Here is an 18359-nt window from a genome sequence, read left to right as displayed (position 1 = left end):
GGCGCAACAACAGCCACCCCTGTCGAAGTCGGCAGCCGAGGCACTGACCACGCGGCTGCTTCGCGACGTCCGGAGGTGCCTGGTCGAGCGCAGGAACGAGATCGACACGCTCGACTGCAACGAGGTCTCGAGCTGGTCACCGAGTTCCTCGAGGGCGACCTCGATCCGCATGCCGAGCTTCGCTTCACCAACCACGTCCGTGGGTGCCTCGGGTGCAGTCGTTACCTCGAGCAGGTTCAGCAGACGATCGAGCTGCTGCGGGATCTTCCCGAGCCGGAACACCTTCCTGCCTCGACGCGAACGGCGCTGCTCGCCTCCTTCCGCGACTCCGTTGCCGACTAGCGGAAAACCACGGTCCGGTGGCCGTTGAGGAGCACGCGTGACTCCGAGTGCCAGCGGACGGCGCGGGAGAGCACCTGCGCCTCGACGTCGCGGCCGGCGGCGACGAGCTGGTCCTGCTTGTAGGAGTGGTCCACCCGGACGATGTCCTGCTCGATGATCGGGCCTTCGTCGAGGTCGGCGGTGACGTAGTGCGCGGTCGCGCCGATCAGCTTGACGCCGCGATCGTGGGCCTGATGGTAGGGCTTGGCGCCCTTGAAGCTCGGCAGGAACGAGTGGTGGATGTTGATCACCCGGCCGGCCAGCGCGCGGCACAGATCGTCGGACAGCACCTGCATGTAACGGGCCAGCACCACGACGTGCACGCCGTGCTCCTTGATGAGCGAGAAAAGCTTCGCCTCGGCATCCGTCTTGGTGTCCGGCGTGACGGGGATGTGGTGGAAGGGAAGCCCGTAGGCATCGCAGAGCCGCGCGGCATCGGGGTGGTTCGACACCACGGCCGGGATCTCGATCTGCAGCGACCCCGTCGACCACCGGAACAGCAGATCGTTGAGACAGTGCAAGTGCTTCGAGACCATGATCAGGGCGCGGTACGGAGCGTGCGCCGCCCACAGCTCGTAGACCATGTCGTGGCGCTCGGCCACCGGCGCGAACTCGACGCGGAGCTCGTCGGCGAAGGCCGGGCCGGGGATCTCGAAGTCGATGCGCATGAAGAACCGGCCAGTCTGGTGATCGCCGAACTGCTGGCTCTCCACGATGTTGCCGCCGCGTCTCGCCAGGAAGCCGGACACGTCGTGCACGATTCCGGGCCCGTCCGGGCACGCCAGGGTGAGCACGAAGTCGCCGGACGCCGAGCCGGGTGGTGCCGTGAAGAAGGCGCCGTCGGGAGCAGCGCGGGTGCCCGCTGGCACGGTTTCTGACATGCTTCCTCGATTCGTTGCGTCTACAGAAACGCATTCTGCGATGCGCAACAACTTTGCGCTAGTGTTGCGCGATGAGCAACAATGCCACGGAATCGAGCGGCGGTGTGCAGTCCGTCGATCGGGCGCTCACCATCCTCGAGGTGCTGGCGCGGCGCGGCGAGCTCGGAGTCACCGAGGTCGCGGCCGAGTTCGGGGTACACAAGAGCACGGCCTTCAGGCTGATCAGCACGCTCGAGGGCCACCGCCTGGTCGAGCAGGCCGGCGAGCGCGGCAAGTACCGACTCGGTATCGGCCTGCTCCGACTCGCGGGCGCCACGACGGCTCGGCTCGATGTCGTCCAGGAGGCCCGCCCGATCTCCAAGAGACTGGCCGCCGATACGGGCGAGACGGTCAACGTCGCGGTCCTCTCCGAGTCGTCGGCCCTCTACCTCGATCAGGTCGCGGGCTCCTCGGCGATCCAGACCCACAACTGGGTCGGGCAGCACATCCCGCTGCACGCGACGAGCAACGGCAAGGTGCTGCTATCCGGCGTGCCCGACGACCAGCTCGACGACGTGCTCCACGAGCTGCCGGCGTTCACCGGCCTCACGGTCACGAAGCGGTCGGCACTGCGACATGAGCTGGAGGTCGTCCGCGAGCAGGGGTACGCCGTCGCCGTCGACGAGCTCGAGGAGGGGCTGACCGCCATCGCGGCGCCGGTGCGGAACGCTCACGGCGACGTCATCGCCTCCATCAGCGTCAGCGGACCGACCTTCCGGTTGGACGAGGCGAAGACCAAGGAAGTCATACCACGCTTGCTGGACGCGGCCGTGGAGATCTCCCACCGGCTCGGTTGGGGACACCGGTAGGGTTCCACGCGAGAGTGCGCCATGCGCAACCGACATGTAGGGGTGGGAACGGCATGACTGAAATCAAGGATCCGGCGGGAGCCGGAGCCGGGACCGACGACCACAAGATGCCGGTCGACAAGGTCGTCTTCGGGGTGGCAGCCGCACTGGCCGTCCTGTTCGTCGCTGCGGGCGCCATCTGGCCCCAGGACATGAGCGAGAGCACCACCGAGGCGCTCACGTGGACCACCAAGTCCTTCGGCTGGCTGTTCGTGCTGGTCAGCGCCGGCTTCCTGCTGTTCGCCATCTACCTCGCCGCCACCCGCTACGGCCACATCAAGTTGGGTCCGGACGACTCCGAACCGGAGTTCTCCACTTTCTCCTGGGTCTCGATGATGTTCGCGACAGGCATGGGCATCGGCCTGATGTTCTACGGCGTCGCCGAACCGCTGACCCACCTCAACGCGGCGCCGATGTCGATGGCGGAGAACGGTTCCAACGCCGCGGCAGAGCTGTCCATGCAGTACACGTTCTTCCACTGGGGCTTCCACCCGTGGGCGATGTACGCCGTCATCGGGCTCTCGATCGGCTACTTCGCGTACCGCAAGGGCCACGGCAACACGATCTCCGGCACCTTCCGCCCGCTGCTCGGCGAGCGGGCCACCCAAGGACCCGGCAAGACCATCGACATCGTCGCGATCTTCGCCACCTTGTTCGGCTCCGCCACCTCGCTCGGACTCGGCGCCCTGCAGATCACCGGCGGCCTCGACAACATCTTCGGGAGTGGCGCCGGCAGCAAGGGGCTGGCCGTGGCCGTCATCGTCGTGCTCACGCTGTGCTTCGTGCTGTCCGCGGTCTCGGGTGTCGAGCGCGGCATCAAGTACCTGTCGAACACCAACGCCGTGGCCGCCGCGCTGCTGGCCCTCTTCGTCTTCGTGGTCGGCCCCACGGTCTTCATCCTCGGCACGTTCACCAACTCGATGGGCGACTACCTGACCCAGCTGCCGGGCATGGCCTTCACCACCGGCGTCTTCGGTGGCGCCGACTGGCTCAGCGGCTGGACGATCTTCTACTGGGCCTGGTGGATGTCGTGGACGCCGTTCGTCGGCATGTTCATCGCCCGCATCTCCAAGGGACGCACCATCCGTCAGTTCGTCGTCTACGTGATCGGCGTGCCCAGCCTGGTCTCTTTCGCTTGGTTCTCGATCCTCGGCGGCTCGGCCCTCGACCTGCAGCTCAACCAAGGCTGGAAACCCCCCATGGTCGACGGGGCCGTCGACCTCGAGGCGTCGCTGTTCGAGACCCTGCGGGAGTTTCCGCTTGCCGGGTTCACGGTCGCACTCGCGGTCCTGCTGATCGCGATCTTCTTCATCACCGGTGCCGACAGTGCGTCCATCGTGATGGGGATGCTCAGCCAAGGCGGCGAGGAGCATCCGCGCCGCGGGCTGGTGGTCTTCTGGGGCGTCGCCACCGGCGCCGTGGCCGCGGTGCTGCTCTGGGCCGGCGGATTGGGCGGTTTGCAGACGCTGGTGATTCTCGTCGCCGGGCCGTTCATGCTGATTCTCGTCGGCATGTGCGTCTCGCTGATGATGGCCCTGCGCAAGGAGACCTTCGATGCGACCCTCTCGCCCCGCCTCCGTCGCGCCGTCCAGCACGCTGACAAGTTCCCCGATCAGTAGGCGCTGCTCAGTAGGCCCACATCAGTAGGCCAGCCCGGTAAGACGCACGAATCCCGCAAAGATCTTGACGCCGGTTCCCCGACGGACCATGCTCAGAAACGTCAATGTTGCGTCCAGAGCAATGAGTTGCGCTATACGCAACTGAGGGAAAGCAGGTCCGGTGCCGGACAACTGGATCGCGGGGGCATGGGTGGGCGCCCGGGCTGGTGGGCGCCGGGAGATCCGCTGCCCTGCCGACGGGACCCTGGTCGCGGAGGTCGACGAGTCCGGACCTGAGGACACCGAAGCCGCGATCGCCGCCGCCCGCGAGGCGTTCGACACCGGCCCTTGGCGCGACACCTCCGCACGTGAGCGTGGCAACCTCTTGCTCCGGCTCGCCGACCTCCTCGAGCGCGACACCGCGGTGATCGCGAAGGCCGAGTCGCTCGACACCGGCAAGCGCTTCGTCGAGAGCGAGTACGACGTCGCCGACGTCGTCTCGGTGGTCCGGCACTTCGGGCACATCGCGGACGCCGAGGCCGGCCGGATGGTCGACACCGGCAACCCGGGCGTGGTCAGTCGCATCGTCCACGAACCGGTCGGCGTCTGCGGCCTCATCACCCCGTGGAACTACCCACTGCTGCAGGTCTCGTGGAAGGTCGCGCCCTGCCTCGCCGCCGGCAACACCTTCGTCCTCAAGCCCAGCGAGCTCACCCCGCACACCGCGATCCACCTGATGAAGCTGCTCGACGAGGCGGGGCTGCCCGCCGGAGTGGCCAACCTCGTGCTCGGCGACGGCGCGAACGCCGGCGCCCTGCTGAGTGAGGACCCGCGCGTCGACCTGGTGTCGTTCACCGGCGGCCTGGCCACCGGCAAGCGCATCATGGCCACGGCATCGAACACAGCGAAGAGGATCGCCCTCGAGCTGGGCGGCAAGAACCCGAACATCGTCTTCGCCGACGCCGACTACGACACCGCTCTCGACTTCGCCCTGACAGCGGTCTTCCTCCACTCCGGTCAGGTCTGCTCGGCCGGCGCTCGGCTCGTGGTCGAGGAGTCGCTGCACCACCGGCTCGTCGACGACATCGTCGAGCGGGCGCAGCGCATCCGGCTCGGCGGTCCCTTCGATGACAAGGCCGAGACCGGGCCACTGACCAGCGCCGCGCATCGCGACAAGGTCGAGGCCTACGTCGCCGCCGGCCTGGCCGAGGGAGCCGAGCTCCGCTGCGGGGGCAAGAGGCCGGAGGATCCGGCGCTCGCCGACGGCTTCTACTACCTCCCGACCGTGCTTGACCGTTGCACCAGCTCGATGAGCGTCACGCAGGACGAGTCGTTCGGCCCGGTGCTCACCGTCGAGTCGTTTGCGGACGAGGACGAGGCCGTGCGCATCGCCAACGACAGCATCTACGGGCTGGCAGGCGCGGTCTGGACCGGCGACGCCGGCAAGGGCCAGCGAGTGGCGGCACGGCTCCGCATGGGCACGGTGTGGATCAACGACTACCACCCGTACGTCGCCCAGGCGGAGTGGGGCGGCTACAAGCAGTCGGGCATCGGCCGCGAGCTCGGGCACGCCGGCCTGGAGGAGTACCGCGAGACCAAGCACATCTGGCACAACATCGCCCCCGAGCCCCAGCACTGGTTTTCGTCATGAGCCGCGGTACGGATCGTTGGGACTACGTGATCGTCGGCGGCGGGTCCGCCGGAGCCGCCCTGGCCAACCGCCTCAGCGCCGACCCGTCCACCAAGGTCCTGGTCCTCGAGGCCGGGCGTCGCGACTACCGCCAGGACCCGCTCATCCACATGCCGGCGGCACTGCCGATCCCGATCGGCAACCGCCTGTACGACTGGAAGTACGAGACCGACGCCGAGCCGTACCTGCACGGACGCCGGATCTTCCACGCACGCGGCAAGGTGCTCGGTGGCTCCAGCAGCATCAACGGGATGATCTTCCAGCGCGGCAATCCGATGGACTACGAACGATGGGCCACCGACCCGGGCATGGAGACCTGGGACTACCTGCACTGCCTGCCGTACTTCAAGCGCATGGAGACCTGCCTGGCCGGAGCCGACGACTGGCGCGGCGGCGACGGCCCGCTCCTGCTCGAGCGAGGGCCGGCCGAGAACCCGCTGTTCGGAGCGTTCTTCGAAGCCGTTCAGCAGGCCGGATACCCGCTGACCGACGATGTCAACGGCTACCGCCAGGAGGGCTTCGCGAAGTTCGACCGGAACATCCACCGCGGCCGGCGGATGTCGGCCTCCCGGGCCTATCTCTGGCCGGTGCGCAACCGGAAGAACCTCCGCATCGAGACACACGCGTTCGTCGCCAAGGTCAACTTCGAGGGCAAACGCGCCGTCGGCGTCGACTACACCCGGCCCGGGCGACGGCAGCACAGCGTCACCGCCGGCGAGGTGATCATGTGCGCCGGCGCGATCAGCACACCACAGATCCTCCAGCTCTCCGGTGTGGGCGACAAGACGCTGCTGGAGCAGCACGGGGTCGACGTCGTCGAGCACGTGCCCGGCGTCGGCGAGAACCTGCAGGACCACCTCGAGGTCTATATCCAGTACAAGTCGAAGCTGCCGGTCTCGATCGCGCCCGGCCTGCGCTATCGCGAACGCCCGAAGATCGCGTACCAGTGGCTGTTCCAGCGCAAGGGACTCGGCTCCACCAACCACTTCGAGGGCGGCGGCTTCGCGCGCAGCAACGACGACGTCGACTACCCGAACCTGATGTTCCACTTCCTGCCGATCGCGATCCGGTACGACGGTTCCGCGCCGACGAAGGGGCACGGCTACCAAGTGCACATCGGCCCGATGTACGCCGACACCCGCGGCTGGGTGCGGATCAGGTCCGACGACCCCAAGGTCCACCCGTCGATGCAGTTCAACTACCTCTCCACCCCGACCGACCGCAAGGAGTGGGTCGAGGCGGTGCGGGTCGCCCGCGACATCCTCAACCAGCCGGCGTTCGCGCCGTACAACGACGGCGAGCTGTCGCCAGGCTCGTCGGTCGATACCGACGAGGAGATCCTCGACTGGGTTCGCGACGACGCCGAGACGGCGCTTCACCCGTCCTGCACCGCGAAGATGGGTGACATCGAGCGCGACCCCATGGCGGTGACCAACCCCGGCTCGTTGCAGGTGCACGGCATCGAGGGCCTTCGGGTCGTCGACGCATCGGTGTTTCCGTACGTGACGAACGGCAACATTTACGCCCCGGTGATGATGACCGCCGAGAAAGCGGCGGACCTGATCGCGGGAAACACTCCCCTTGAACCCGCAGATGTGCCTTACTACCGCTACCGAGACGGCACGCCTCTGTACCCACCCGGCGACAGCCGCAACCGTGAGGACACCGCATGACGACGACGGCCAGTTCATCCGAGACGACCGCGAGCACGTCAGAAGCCCCAGCGGTACGTGTCGAGAACCTGTGGAAGATCTTCGGCCCCCGCGCCGACAAGATCATCGGCACCGAGGAGGCGAACCTGTCGCGCAAGGAGCTCCAGGAGAAGACCGGTCACGTGGTCGGCATCCGTGACGTCTCGTTCGAGGTCGCCCCCGGCGAGGTGTTCGTGGTCATGGGCCTGTCCGGATCGGGCAAGTCCACCCTGGTCCGCCTGCTGACCCGGCTGATCGAACCGACCCACGGCACGGTCGAGCTCTACGGCGACGACATCACCGGCATGGCCGACTCCGCGCTTCTCGACACCCGCCGGCGCAAGGTCTCGATGGTCTTCCAGCACTTCGGCCTGCTCCCGCACCGGAAGGTGGTCGACAACGTGGCCTTCGGGCTCGAGGTGCGCGGCGAGGGCAAGGGGCAGCGGCGCAACCGTGCCCAGGAGATGGTCGACCTGGTCGGGTTGTCCGGTTACGAGAACAACTACCCGGACCAGCTCTCCGGCGGCATGCAGCAGCGGGTCGGCCTCGCCCGCGCCCTCGCCGCCGACCCCGAGGTGCTGATGTTCGACGAGCCGTTCTCGGCGCTCGACCCGCTGATCCGCCGGGACATGCAGAACGAGGTGATCCGTCTGCACGAGGAGGTCGGCAAGACCATGGTCTTCATCACCCACGACCTGGCCGAGGCTTTGAAGCTGGGCGACCGCGTCCTCATCATGCGCGACGGCGAGATCGTCCAGATCGGCACGCCCGACGAGGTGGTCGGTGCCCCGGCCGACGACTACGTGGCCGACTTCACCAGCGAGGTCCCCAAGTCGCACGTGCTCACGCTGAAGTGGGTCATGCGGCCCGACGATGGCAGCGCAGGCGCGGACAGCCCGGTGCTGCTGGTCGACCAGATCGTCAAGGACGCAGCCCGCATCGTGCTCGACACCGTCGGACCGTGCCGCGTCGTCGACGGCGACACGACCGTAGGCCTGGTCGACGACGAGGACATCCTGCGCGTGGTCGTGGCCGAGGAAGCGCACTGACATGACCACCACGACCACCGCACCCCAGGCGCCGGCCTCGAAGGAGGAACAGCCGCAGGTCGAGTACGGCAAGAACCGTCACACCGGGCTGAAGATCCTCGCCATCGTGGTCGTGTGGGTCGGCCTCTGGCTGGTCCTGCGCGGCACCCAGACCCGTGAGCTCAGCTTCCAGGACACCACCGGGTTCCACCAGTGGCTCAACGAGATCCGCGACTGGGTGCAGCTGAACGGGCCGGACAACTGGTTCTTCGGCGGCGTGCTCGGCACGATCGGCGACGTCTTCGACGCGGTCTTCGTGTTCCTGCAAGAGCTGATCAGCATCCCGGCCTTCCCGCGACCGGTGCCGGAGATCGGCTGGCTGGGCGTCGTCGCCATCGTCGCGTGGGTCACCTGGGCCGTCGCCGGGATCCGCTCGACGATCCTGGCCACCGTGTCGATGATCTTGTTCGGCATCTTCGACCTGTGGGCCGAGAGCATGGACCTGCTGCTGGTCACCATCCTCTCGGTGATCATCTGCTTCGTGATCGGCCTGCCCACCGGCATCCTGATGGCCCGAAAACGGAAGGTCTCCACGGTCCTCACCCCGGTGCTCGACATCATGCAGACGCTGCCGCCGTTCGCCTACCTGGCCCCCGTCGCCCTGGGCTTCGGCATCGGCCCGACCACGGGCATCGTGCTGACCGTCATCTACGCGCTGCCGCCCTTGGTCCGGATCACCGAGCACGGCATCCGCGCCGTCCCGGCGACCACCATCGAGGCGGCCAGGTCGATGGGCCTGACCAACCGTCAGATGCTGCGTCAGGTCCAGCTGCCGATGGCCCGCCGCACGATCGTGGTCGGCATCAACCAGAGCATGATGGCGGCCCTCTCGATGGCGACGATCGCCGCGTTGGTCAACGGGCCCGGCCTCGGCAAGCCCGTCGTCGCGGCCCTCCAGGTGCAGAACATCGGCGCCGCCTCGGTGGCCGGCATCGCCATCGTCCTGATGGCGATCGCGCTCGACCGCTCCACCACCGCGGCGAGCGAGCGCTCCGCTACCGGAGGCCCGAGCCTGGCGTCGGCCAGCGGCCTCAACGTGATGATGATGGGGGTGAAACTCGAGCACTTGCCACGCTGGGCGACGGAGGACGCGGGCAAGGGCGTGCGTCAGCCTCGACTGACCAACGCCGGGCTCTGGATGGTGCGCGGCCTGTGGCTCATCCCGGTCATCGTCGCGGTCGCGCTCTCCCGCAGCCAGATCAACCTGGCCACCTTCCCCAACCGCGAGGTGTGGCCATTCATCGCGCCGATCGACGGCAAGAGCCTGACCGCCGCGATCAACGACCTCTCCGACTGGGTCATCGACAAGGTCGACGTCGTCACCCTCGCCCTCAAGGACGGTCTGACCAACGGGCTGATCAACCCGTTGGAGAGCCTGCTCGCCGACTCGCCCTGGTGGCTGATGGGCTTGGTGATCCTCGGCGTCGCGTTCGTGCTCGGCGGGGTGCGCCCCCTGATCATCTCCGCCGTATGCCTGGCGATCATCTTCGCGACCGGCCTCTGGAACGACTCGATGGTCACCCTGGCGATGACGCTCATCGCCACCGTCCTGGTCATGATCGTCGCGGTGGTGCTCGGTGTCGCGATGGGTCGGAACCGGCGTACCGACACCTTCATCAGGCCGTTCCTCGACGCGTTCCAGGTCATCCCGCCGTTCGTGTACCTGGTGCCGGCGCTGGCACTCTTCGGCGTCGGCCGCTTCACCGCGATCATGGCGGCAGTGGCCTATGCCGTGCCGATCGCCACCAAGCTGGTCGCTGACGGCATTCGAGGTATCTCTCCCACCACCGTCGAAGCCGCCAACGCCAGCGGAAGCACCCGGTGGCAGATGATCACCAAGGTGCAGCTGCCGATGGCCCGCGAGGCGTTGGTACTGGCCACGAACCAGGGCATCCTCTACGTGCTCTCCATGGTGGTCATCGGCGGCATGGTCGGCGGCGGGAGCCTCGGCTACATCGTGGTCTCGGGCTTCTCGCAGGACCAGCTCTTCGGCAAGGGACTCGCCGCCGGCATCGCGATCACCGCACTGGGCGTGATGCTCGACCGGATCGCGCGCCACGCGGCCGCACGGACCGGCAGGTAGCCGGGCAACAGACGTCTTCGCGGGTCGTCCGCGGAGCAGAAGAAGGGAAAACGGCATGGCTGGAGGACTCAGAACACGGGGTCGCAGACGGTTGGTCGGCCTCGTCGCGTTCGCGGTTGCGAGTCTCGGGCTCGCCAGCTGCGGTGGTGGCGGCATCGAGGACACGGAGACGTCCGGGAAGGGCGACTGTGGCGACTTTCGCATCGCGGTGAACCCGTGGACCGGGTACGTGGCCAATGCGCACGTCATCGGCTACGTCGCCAAGACCGAGTTCGGCTGCAACGTCACCTACCCCGACGTGAAGGAGGAAGTCGCCTGGCAGGGCATGGCATCCGGATCGATCGACACGGTGGTCGAGAACTGGGGTCACGACGACCTGATCAAGAAGTACATCACCGACCAGAAGACCGTCGTTGACGCCGGTCCGACCGGCGGCAAGGGCATCATCGGTTGGTACGTGCCGCCGTGGATGGCCGAGAAGTACCCGGACATCACCGACTGGAAGAACCTGAACAAATACGCCGAGATGTTCCAGACGTCGGAGTCCGGCGACAAGGGCCAGCTGCTCGACGGTGACCCGTCGTACGTCACCAACGACGAGGCGCTGGTGAAGAACCTGAAGCTCGACTACGAGGTGGTGGTCGGTGGTTCCGAGGCCGGCCTGATCCAGAGCTTCCGGTCCGCGGAGAAGAACAAGAAGCCGCTGCTCGCGTACTTCTACGAGCCGCAGTGGTTCTTCTCGGAGATGAAGCTGGTGCACGTCAACCTCCCGAAGTACGAGGAGGGCTGTGACGCGGATCCGGCGAAGGTCGCCTGCGACTACCCGCCGTACGAGCTGAACAAGCTGATCGCGAAGAAGTTCGAGGACTCCGGTTCGCCGGCCGTCGATCTGGTCAAGAACTTCGAGTGGACCAACGACGACCAGAATGTCGTGTCCACGTACATCGCGAAGGACGAGATGGACCCCGAGGACGCGGCGAAGAAGTGGGTCGAGGACAACCCCGACAAGGTCGAGGCCTGGCTCGAGTAGTTCCATCGATCGATCACCCCCGCCCCGTGCCTTGACTCAGCGTCTTGACACGGTGCGGGGGTGACGTCGATCCTAGTGTTGTTCCGTATCACGCATTTGGTTGCGTATCATGCAACAGGGAGTAGTTCATGGCCACCGTCCCCCACCGCGCCCAGGCCGTCGTCATCGGCGCGGGCATCGTCGGCAACAGCCTCGTCCACCACCTGGCCCGGCTCGGCTGGACCGACATCGTCCAGCTCGACATGGGACCGCTGCCCAACCCCGGCGGCTCCACCGGACACGCCTCCAACTTCATCTTCACCGTGGACCATTCCCGCGAGATCACCGACCTGACGCTGGACTCGGTGGACCAGTACAAGGAGATGGGCGTCTTCACCCAGTCGGGTGGTTTCGAGATCGCCCGCACGCCGGAGCGGATGGAAGAGCTTCGCCGGCGGATGTCGAGCGCCAAAGCGTGGGGCATCGAGGCCGAACTGGTCTCGACGGCGTTCGTCAAGGAGAAGGTTCCCTTCATCGAGGAAAACCAGTTCATCGGCGCCTTCTGGACCCCGGGCGTCGGCGTGGTCGACTCCCTGCGAGCCGGCACGATCATGCGCGAGCGGGCGATGGAGTCCGGCGCGCTGACGGTCGTGCCGAACGTCGAGGTCACCGGCCTGGACGTGGAGGATGGCCGAATCCATCGCGTCCAGACGTCGAGCGGCGACATCGAGGCCGACACGGTGGTGATCGCGTGCGGCGTGTGGAGCCCGAAGATCGGCGACATGGCCGGCATCTCCATCCCGCTCACGCCGGCCGTGCACCAGATGATCTCGGTGGGCCCGTGCCCGCAGCTGGCCGACACCGAGGGCGAGATCTCGATCCCGATCGTCCGCGACATGGACACCTTCTGCTACGAGCGGCAGCACGGCGCCGACATGGAGGTCGGTTCCTACGCCCACCGGGCGATTCTGCACGAGCCGGAGGACATCCCCACGCTCGAGCAGGCCAAGCTCTCGCCCACGGAGATGCCGTTCACGTCCGATGACTTCGATCCCCAGCTCGAGCAGGCCTTCGAGCTGATGCCCGACCTGCTCGGCGCCGACGGCGCGGAGATGCGCTACGCGATCAACGGCCTGCTCTCGCTCACCTGCGACGGCAGCCCGATCCTCGGCGAGAGCCTCGTCAAGGGCCTCTGGACTGCCGCGGCGGTCTGGATCAAAGAGGGCCCCGGTGTCGGGCGCGCGGTGGCGGAGTGGATGACCCACGGCCACAGCGAGATCGACATCAGCCACAGCGACATCGCCCGGTTCCACCCGCACCAGATGCGCCGCGAGCACACGCGGCTGCGCACCACCGAGGCGTTCATCAAGACCTACGGGATCATCCATCCGTCCGAGCAGTACGAGTCCGACCGCGAGCAGCGACTGGCGCCCATGCACGACTCACAGAAGAAGCTCGGGGCGTTCTTTTACGAGACCGCCGGCTGGGAGCGGCCGCACTGGTACGAGTCCAACAGCGACCTGCTCGAGGTGTACGGAGACGCGGTGATGCCACGAGAGCACGAGTGGGACTCCCGCTGGTGGAGCCCGATCATCAACGCCGAGCACCTGCGGATGCGCGAGGCGGCGGCCGTCATCGACCTGACCGCGTTCGAGATCCTCGACATCGTCGGCCCTGGCGCGCTCGACACCGTGCAGCGCACCTGCGTCGCCCAGTGCGACGTCGCCGTCGGCAAGGTCGTCTACACCCCGGTGCTCGACCCAAAGGGCGGCTTCCTGTCCGACCTCACGGTGATGCGTCTCGGCGACGATCATTTCCGCGTGGTCACCGGCGGCGCCCACGGCATGGTCGACAGCAAGACGTTCTCCGACCAGCTGCCGCCCCCTTCTGACGGAGTGGGCACCACCCTCACCGACCGCACTGAGGAGATCTCGACGATCGGGCTGTGGGGGCCGAAGGCCCGCACGATCCTCGAGTCGCTGACCTCTGACGACGTCTCCGACGAGGGATTCGGCTTCCTCACCTGCCGCGAGATCACCGTGACGTCGACGGGCGGCGAGGCTCTTTCCATACTCGCGTCGCGCATTTCGTACGTCGGCGAGCTCGGCTGGGAGCTGTACGTCCCGATGGGATCGGCCGCGGCGCTGTGGGACACGTTGCTGGAGGCGGGTGCCCCGCACGGTGCGCGTCCGGCCGGCATCGGTGTCTACGGCACCACCGGCCGCATCGAAAAGGGCTACCGCGCGTACGGATTCGAGCTGGACTCCGAGCGCACGATCATCGAGGCCGGCATGCAGCGGCCGAAGGTGAAGAAGGCAGACTTCGTGGGCCGGGAGCCCTACCTCGCCCAGCGCGAGAACGATCCGGTCACCGTGCTGTGCACGATGTCCGTCGACGACCACACGTCTGCCAGCGGCGTGAAGCGCTACATGCTCGGCGGCGAGCCCATCCTGACCCTCGATGGCGGTACGCTCACCGACGGCCACGGGCACCACCCGTACGTGACCACGGCAGGGTCCGCGCCCAGCCTCGGCAAGCACCTGCTGATGGCGTACCTCCCACCGGACCAGGCGACCGTCGGCAACAAGCTCGCCGTCTCGTACATGGAGGAGCTGTACCCGGTGACAATCGAGTCCGCCGACGCCAGCCCGGTGCTCGACCCCGACAATGATCGGATCCACTGAGATGACGAACGTTCTCGTCTGCGTCAAGAGGGTGCCGGACTCCTCCGGTCAGATCATGCTCACCGACGACGCCCAGGGCATCGACGCGCGCTTCGTCGGCTTCACCGTCGGAGACCACGAGAACAGCGCGATCGAGCTGGCGATCAGGGTGGCCGACGCGACCGGAGGCACCGTCACGCTCCTGACCGTCGGCCCGGCGGAGGCGGTCGACCAGCTCCGGAGCTCGCTCGCCCTCGGTGGCCATGCCGGGGTCCTGGTCGAGGCCGACCCGGCCTCGCTCGGCCCGGAGGATGTCGCCCACGAGATCGCCCAGGTGGTCACGGAGCACGCGGCCGCCGGGACGTCCTACGACCTGGTGCTGCTGGGCAACGACGCGCCTGACAGCGGTGACTTCCAGGTACCGATCCGGCTCGCGTACGCCCTGAGTCGACCGATCGTCACCGGCGCCTCCACGGTCGAGGTCGCCGACGGAGTACTGGTCGCCCACGTCGACAACCCCGAGGGCGAGGAGACCTACACGGTTCCGCTGCCGGCGGTCGCGTCCGTGCTGGAAGGCGGTGTGGAGCCGCGCTATCCGACTCTCAAGGGCCGGATGGCGGCGAAGAAGGTTGAGATCGAGACCCGCTCCACGACCCGTGAACCGGTGGGTGCCCACCGCGTCAAGCTGCTGCTCCCGCCGCCCGACCCGAGCACCGTCCAGGTCCTGGGCGAGGGTCCCGAGGCCGCCGGTGCGGTGGTCGACCTCCTCGAGCGTCTGGCGGTGGTCCGATGATCCTCGTGCTGGTGGAGCTCGAGAACGGTTCTGCGAACGAGGTCTCGCTGGAGACGCTCGCCCTGGCCCGGTCGCTCGGGTCCGACCGGACCGAGGCGGTCGTCATCGGTGACGTCACGGATCGGGACGCCCTCACCGCCGAGCTCGGAGCGCACGGCGTCGACGCAGTGCACCAGGCCGTGGGCGAGGCGTTCGAGTCGTTCGCCGGAGCCGCGTGGGCGGCTGCGCTGCAGCAGGCACAGGCATCGACCGGGGCCACCGTTGTCACGGCAGCAGGAACTCCGCGAGGCGGCGAGGTGCTGGCCCATCTCGCTGCCCGCCTCGACGTGCCGATGGCCGCCAACGCGATCGGCGCCGCAGGCTCCGAACCGGTCGTGGTGACGCGTCAGGTGGTAGGTGGCGCCGCGCTGGAGGAGATGGCACTCGACCGTGCCCCGGCCGTCTTCACCGTCGCGGGGCACGCCTGGGCCGCCACTCCCGCCGACGAGCCGACGAACCCGACATGGCACGAGTTCACTCCTGAGATCGCCGAGCGGGATCTCGTCGCTCGCGTCACCGCGACCGGCCAGAAGGAGGTCGACCAGTCCGACTCGCTCAAGTCCGCGCGCGTCGTCGTAGGTGCCGGCCGAGGCGCCGGAAGCGCCGCTGGCTTCGGACCCGTCAGCGAGCTCGCCGAGCAACTGGGCGGCTCCCTCGGGGTGTCCCGCGTGGTCACCAGCCTCGGCTGGCGCCCGCACCACGAGCAGGTCGGCCAGACCGGCAGTCGGATCTCCCCCGAGGTCTACATCCCCTGCGGCATCAGCGGAGCCATCCAGCACTGGGCCGGCTGCGCCAGCTCGAAGGTCATCCTCGCCGTCAACACCGACGCGGAGGCGCCGATGATGACCAAGGCCAACTACGCCGTCGTCGGCGACATGCACGAGGTCGTGCCAGCGATCATCGCGGAGCTGAAGCGGCGCGGATCAATCCCTACTTCCGGCGGTTGAGTAGGCCGAGGAACGAGGCCTCATCGAAACCACCATCACCCTCGGTGGGAGTTCCGTCGGTTTAGGCCCTCTGGTGCTCGGCCTCGTGCGCCACCTGGCGCTCGGCATCCTTTCCGCCGACCTGGTGCTCAGGGGCCCAGCCGGGCGGCCCGAAGACGTAGCCGAGCTTGTCGCGGAACCGCTTGGTGCTGCGTACGTCGCGGGCCATCTGGACGTAGTCGCCGTACTGCAGCTTGAGCAGGTTGTACGTGTCGACCTTGTAGGTGAGCCCGTACGTCGGGCGCTGGCGCTCGGGAGTGAACGTGCCGAACATGCGGTCCCAGATGATGAGGATGCCGGCGTAGTTCTTGTCGAGGTACTCCGGGTCGCTGCCGTGGTGCACACGGTGGTGCGACGGCGTGTTGAAGATCAGCTCGATCGGGCGCCACATCTTGTCGATCATCTCGGTGTGCACGAAGAACTGGAAGATCAGGTTCACGCCGAACGCCACGTAGAGCGTCCACGGGGCGAAGCCCAGCAGCGGCAGCGGGAGCCAGAAGAAGAACTCGAACCAGGGGTTCCACTTCTGTCGCAGCGCGGTGCCGTAGTTCATGTACTCGCTGGAGTGGTGCGCCTGGTGGCCGGCCCAGCCGATGCGCACGCGGTGCGAGAACCGGTGGTGGAAGTAGAAGCCGAGGTCGAGCCCGAGCATCACGAGGACCCAGTACCACCAGGTGTCGGTGGGGAGGTGCCACGGCGCGAGGTACGTGAAGATCGCGACGTACCCGAAGAAGGTGGCCACCTTGAAGATGGTCAGGAAGAACAACGACCCGACGCCCATCGAGATCGACGTTCGCGCGTCCTTGAGCGCGTAGCCGGTGACGTTGTCGTCGTGGTCGAGCCACTTCAGCGCCCCGAGCTCGATGAAGATGGTCAGGATGAAGAACGGCGCCGCGTACGTGACGGGGTTCTTCATGGGATCGAGCAGCTCGTACATCGTTGGCCTTCTCTTCGGGGCACGGCGTGATATGACTTCCTGGTAAGTTACCACGAGTTCATATCATCCGCTAGAGTGTCTTTCGTGGCACGAGCAAACGCAGGCACCAAGGGCGTCCCCCGCCTGGAGCGGGAGACGCAGATCCTGCAGGTCGCCTCCGAGGTGTTCGGCACCGACGGCTACGCCGCGACCAGCATCCAGACGGTCGCCGAGCGGGCCGGCATCTCCAAGCCCCTCGTCTACAACTACTTCGGCTCGAAGGAAGGCCTGTTCCTGGCCTGCCTCGACCGCGCCGGCACGATCGTCGCCGACGAGATCGAACGGATAGCCCGCGGCGATGCTGTCGGCGTCGAGCGCGGCATGCGCACCCTCGACGGCATGTTCACGATCCTCGAGCCCCAGCCATACCTGTGGAAGCTTCCGTACGACCCGACCGCGCCGGCCACCGGTGCCGTCGCGGACGCCGTCGACCACTACACGCAGCGCATCGCCAAGCTCGCCGACGAGGGCGTCTCCGAGCTGATGAGCCTGGCGGGCAACACCGATCCGGTCGACGTCTCCGCCATGACCGCCGTGTGGCTCGGTATCGTCGACTCCCTCATGAACTGGTGGATGGAGCATCCCGACGAGTCCGCGGCGGCCATGATGCAACGCTGCGTCCGGCTGCTCACCGCGCTGGTCGGGGATGGCAGCCGGTGAGCCTAGCCGGCCAGACGGTCGTGCTCACCGGCGCCTCGAGCGGCATCGGTGCCCACGCTGCGCGGCAGATGGCCAAGCGCGGCGCCACCGTGTGCCTGCTGGCCCGTCGTGCCGACGAGCTCGAGCAGGTCCGCGACCGCATCACCTCCGCCGGTGGCACCGCCCACGTCTATGCGGTCGACCTCGTCGACGCCGAGGCGGCCGACGCGACCATCAAGCAGCTGCTCGCCGACCACCCCCGCATCGACGTCCTGGTGAACAACGCGGCTCGCTCGATCCGCCGGCCGATCACCGAGTCGCTCGACCGCGTGCACGACTACGAACGCACCATCAACATCAACTACCTCGCGGCAGTGCGGCTGACGCTCGGCCTGCTGCCGCGCTTCCTCGAGCAGGGCCACGGACACGTGGTGGTGTCGACGTCGATGTCGACGCAGATCCCCATCCCGCTGTTCTCGGCCTACCTGGCCAGCAAGAGCGCGCTCGAGTCGTTCGCCCGGTCGCTGTCCGCCGAGCTCGGCGATCGGGGCATCACCACGACGATCGTGCACTTCCCGATGGTGCGCACCGAGATGTCCACGGCCACCGAGATCTACCAGGCCATGCCGATGATGAGTGCCCGCAAGGCGGCCCGCTGGCTGGTCAAGGCCGCCGAGTCACGACCGGCCCGCGTCACCAGCATCACCGGCCGGTTCGGCGAGCTCGGCATGGCGACCGCGCCGGGCGTGATCACCGCCGTCACCCGGCCGCTGTTCCGGCGCATGGACGCCTCGCTCGCGCGCCGCACCCGGCGCCGATAGGTCTTCAGACGAGATACAGTCGAGGGAGAGCCGCACCACCCCGCGGCCTCCGATGGAACGGCCCACCAACGCCTGACCGCAACGAACAGAGAGACACCACAGTGACCGATCGACCCGTCCCGCCTGCCCCTGTC

Annotated in this window: 15 protein-coding genes; 13 read left to right on the top strand and 2 right to left on the bottom strand. The window is 67.5% G+C overall.

Annotated features, from left to right (window positions below; translation table 11 throughout):
* On the top strand, positions 1 to 342 hold a 342-nt coding region (locus ACRDPN_RS03615; protein ID WP_431445967.1), incomplete at its 5' end, for a hypothetical protein.
* Here the strand turns inward: ACRDPN_RS03615 and purU are convergent.
* Positions 339 to 1262 carry a formyltetrahydrofolate deformylase gene (gene purU / locus ACRDPN_RS03610; RefSeq protein ID WP_431445966.1) on the bottom strand — a complete coding sequence of 308 codons (924 nt, stop codon included), beginning with the start codon at positions 1260 to 1262 and terminating at the stop codon, positions 339 to 341. The genes ACRDPN_RS03615 and purU overlap by 4 nt on opposite strands.
* Positions 1263 to 1333: 71 nt before the next feature.
* Between purU and ACRDPN_RS03605 the strand changes: the two genes are divergently transcribed.
* From ACRDPN_RS03605 to ACRDPN_RS03560, 10 genes are all read left to right on the top strand, one after another.
* A complete protein-coding gene (locus ACRDPN_RS03605) occupies positions 1334 to 2110 on the top strand; it encodes an IclR family transcriptional regulator (protein ID WP_431445965.1) in 777 nt (258 codons plus the stop codon).
* A gap of 53 nt (positions 2111 to 2163) precedes the next feature.
* Entirely contained in the window at positions 2164 to 3768 is a 1605-nt protein-coding gene (locus tag ACRDPN_RS03600; RefSeq protein ID WP_431445964.1) for a BCCT family transporter, read from the top strand.
* A 160-nt stretch (positions 3769 to 3928) separates the two neighbouring features.
* A complete protein-coding gene (locus ACRDPN_RS03595) occupies positions 3929 to 5398 on the top strand; it encodes an aldehyde dehydrogenase family protein (RefSeq protein ID WP_431445963.1) in 1470 nt (489 codons plus the stop codon).
* Complete coding sequence (betA, locus tag ACRDPN_RS03590) at positions 5395 to 7110, top strand: choline dehydrogenase (protein WP_431445961.1); 1716 nt, start codon at positions 5395 to 5397, stop codon at positions 7108 to 7110. Before ACRDPN_RS03595 ends, betA begins: the two co-directional genes overlap by 4 nt.
* Complete coding sequence (locus ACRDPN_RS03585) at positions 7107 to 8177, top strand: quaternary amine ABC transporter ATP-binding protein (protein ID WP_431445960.1); 1071 nt, start codon at positions 7107 to 7109, stop codon at positions 8175 to 8177. Before betA ends, ACRDPN_RS03585 begins: the two co-directional genes overlap by 4 nt.
* A gap of 1 nt (position 8178) precedes the next feature.
* Positions 8179 to 10299: an ABC transporter permease gene (locus tag ACRDPN_RS03580; protein WP_431445958.1), complete on the top strand. Its 2121-nt coding sequence runs from the start codon at positions 8179 to 8181 to the stop codon at positions 10297 to 10299.
* A 55-nt stretch (positions 10300 to 10354) separates the two neighbouring features.
* Positions 10355 to 11329: an ABC transporter substrate-binding protein gene (locus ACRDPN_RS03575; protein ID WP_431445957.1), complete on the top strand. Its 975-nt coding sequence runs from the start codon at positions 10355 to 10357 to the stop codon at positions 11327 to 11329.
* 128 nt (positions 11330 to 11457) lie between these two features.
* A complete protein-coding gene (locus ACRDPN_RS03570; RefSeq protein WP_431445956.1) occupies positions 11458 to 13992 on the top strand; it encodes a GcvT family protein in 2535 nt (844 codons plus the stop codon).
* A 1-nt stretch (position 13993) separates the two neighbouring features.
* On the top strand, positions 13994 to 14764 hold the full coding sequence (locus ACRDPN_RS03565; protein WP_431445955.1) for an electron transfer flavoprotein subunit beta/FixA family protein: 771 nt from the start codon (positions 13994 to 13996) through the stop codon (positions 14762 to 14764).
* Positions 14761 to 15750 carry an electron transfer flavoprotein subunit alpha/FixB family protein gene (locus ACRDPN_RS03560; protein WP_431445954.1) on the top strand — a complete coding sequence of 330 codons (990 nt, stop codon included), beginning with the start codon at positions 14761 to 14763 and terminating at the stop codon, positions 15748 to 15750. The genes ACRDPN_RS03565 and ACRDPN_RS03560 overlap by 4 nt, the downstream gene beginning before the upstream one ends.
* A gap of 61 nt (positions 15751 to 15811) precedes the next feature.
* On the opposite strand, the gene ACRDPN_RS03555 is transcribed toward ACRDPN_RS03560, so the two are convergent.
* On the bottom strand, positions 15812 to 16726 hold the full coding sequence (locus ACRDPN_RS03555; RefSeq protein WP_431445953.1) for a sterol desaturase family protein: 915 nt from the start codon (positions 16724 to 16726) through the stop codon (positions 15812 to 15814).
* Positions 16727 to 16810: 84 nt separating this feature from the next.
* Between ACRDPN_RS03555 and ACRDPN_RS03550 the strand changes: the two genes are divergently transcribed.
* On the top strand, positions 16811 to 17425 hold the full coding sequence (locus tag ACRDPN_RS03550; protein WP_431445952.1) for a TetR/AcrR family transcriptional regulator: 615 nt from the start codon (positions 16811 to 16813) through the stop codon (positions 17423 to 17425).
* Entirely contained in the window at positions 17422 to 18225 is an 804-nt protein-coding gene (locus tag ACRDPN_RS03545) for an SDR family NAD(P)-dependent oxidoreductase (RefSeq protein ID WP_431445951.1), read from the top strand. Before ACRDPN_RS03550 ends, ACRDPN_RS03545 begins: the two co-directional genes overlap by 4 nt.
* Positions 18226 to 18359: the final 134 nt, after the last annotated feature.

The sequence above is a fragment of the Aeromicrobium sp. genome, from assembly GCF_050700635.1.
Classification (GTDB): Bacteria; Actinomycetota; Actinomycetes; order Propionibacteriales; family Nocardioidaceae; genus Aeromicrobium.
Note: the sequence above shows the minus strand (reverse complement) of the source record. Positions and strands in the feature narration are given on the sequence as shown.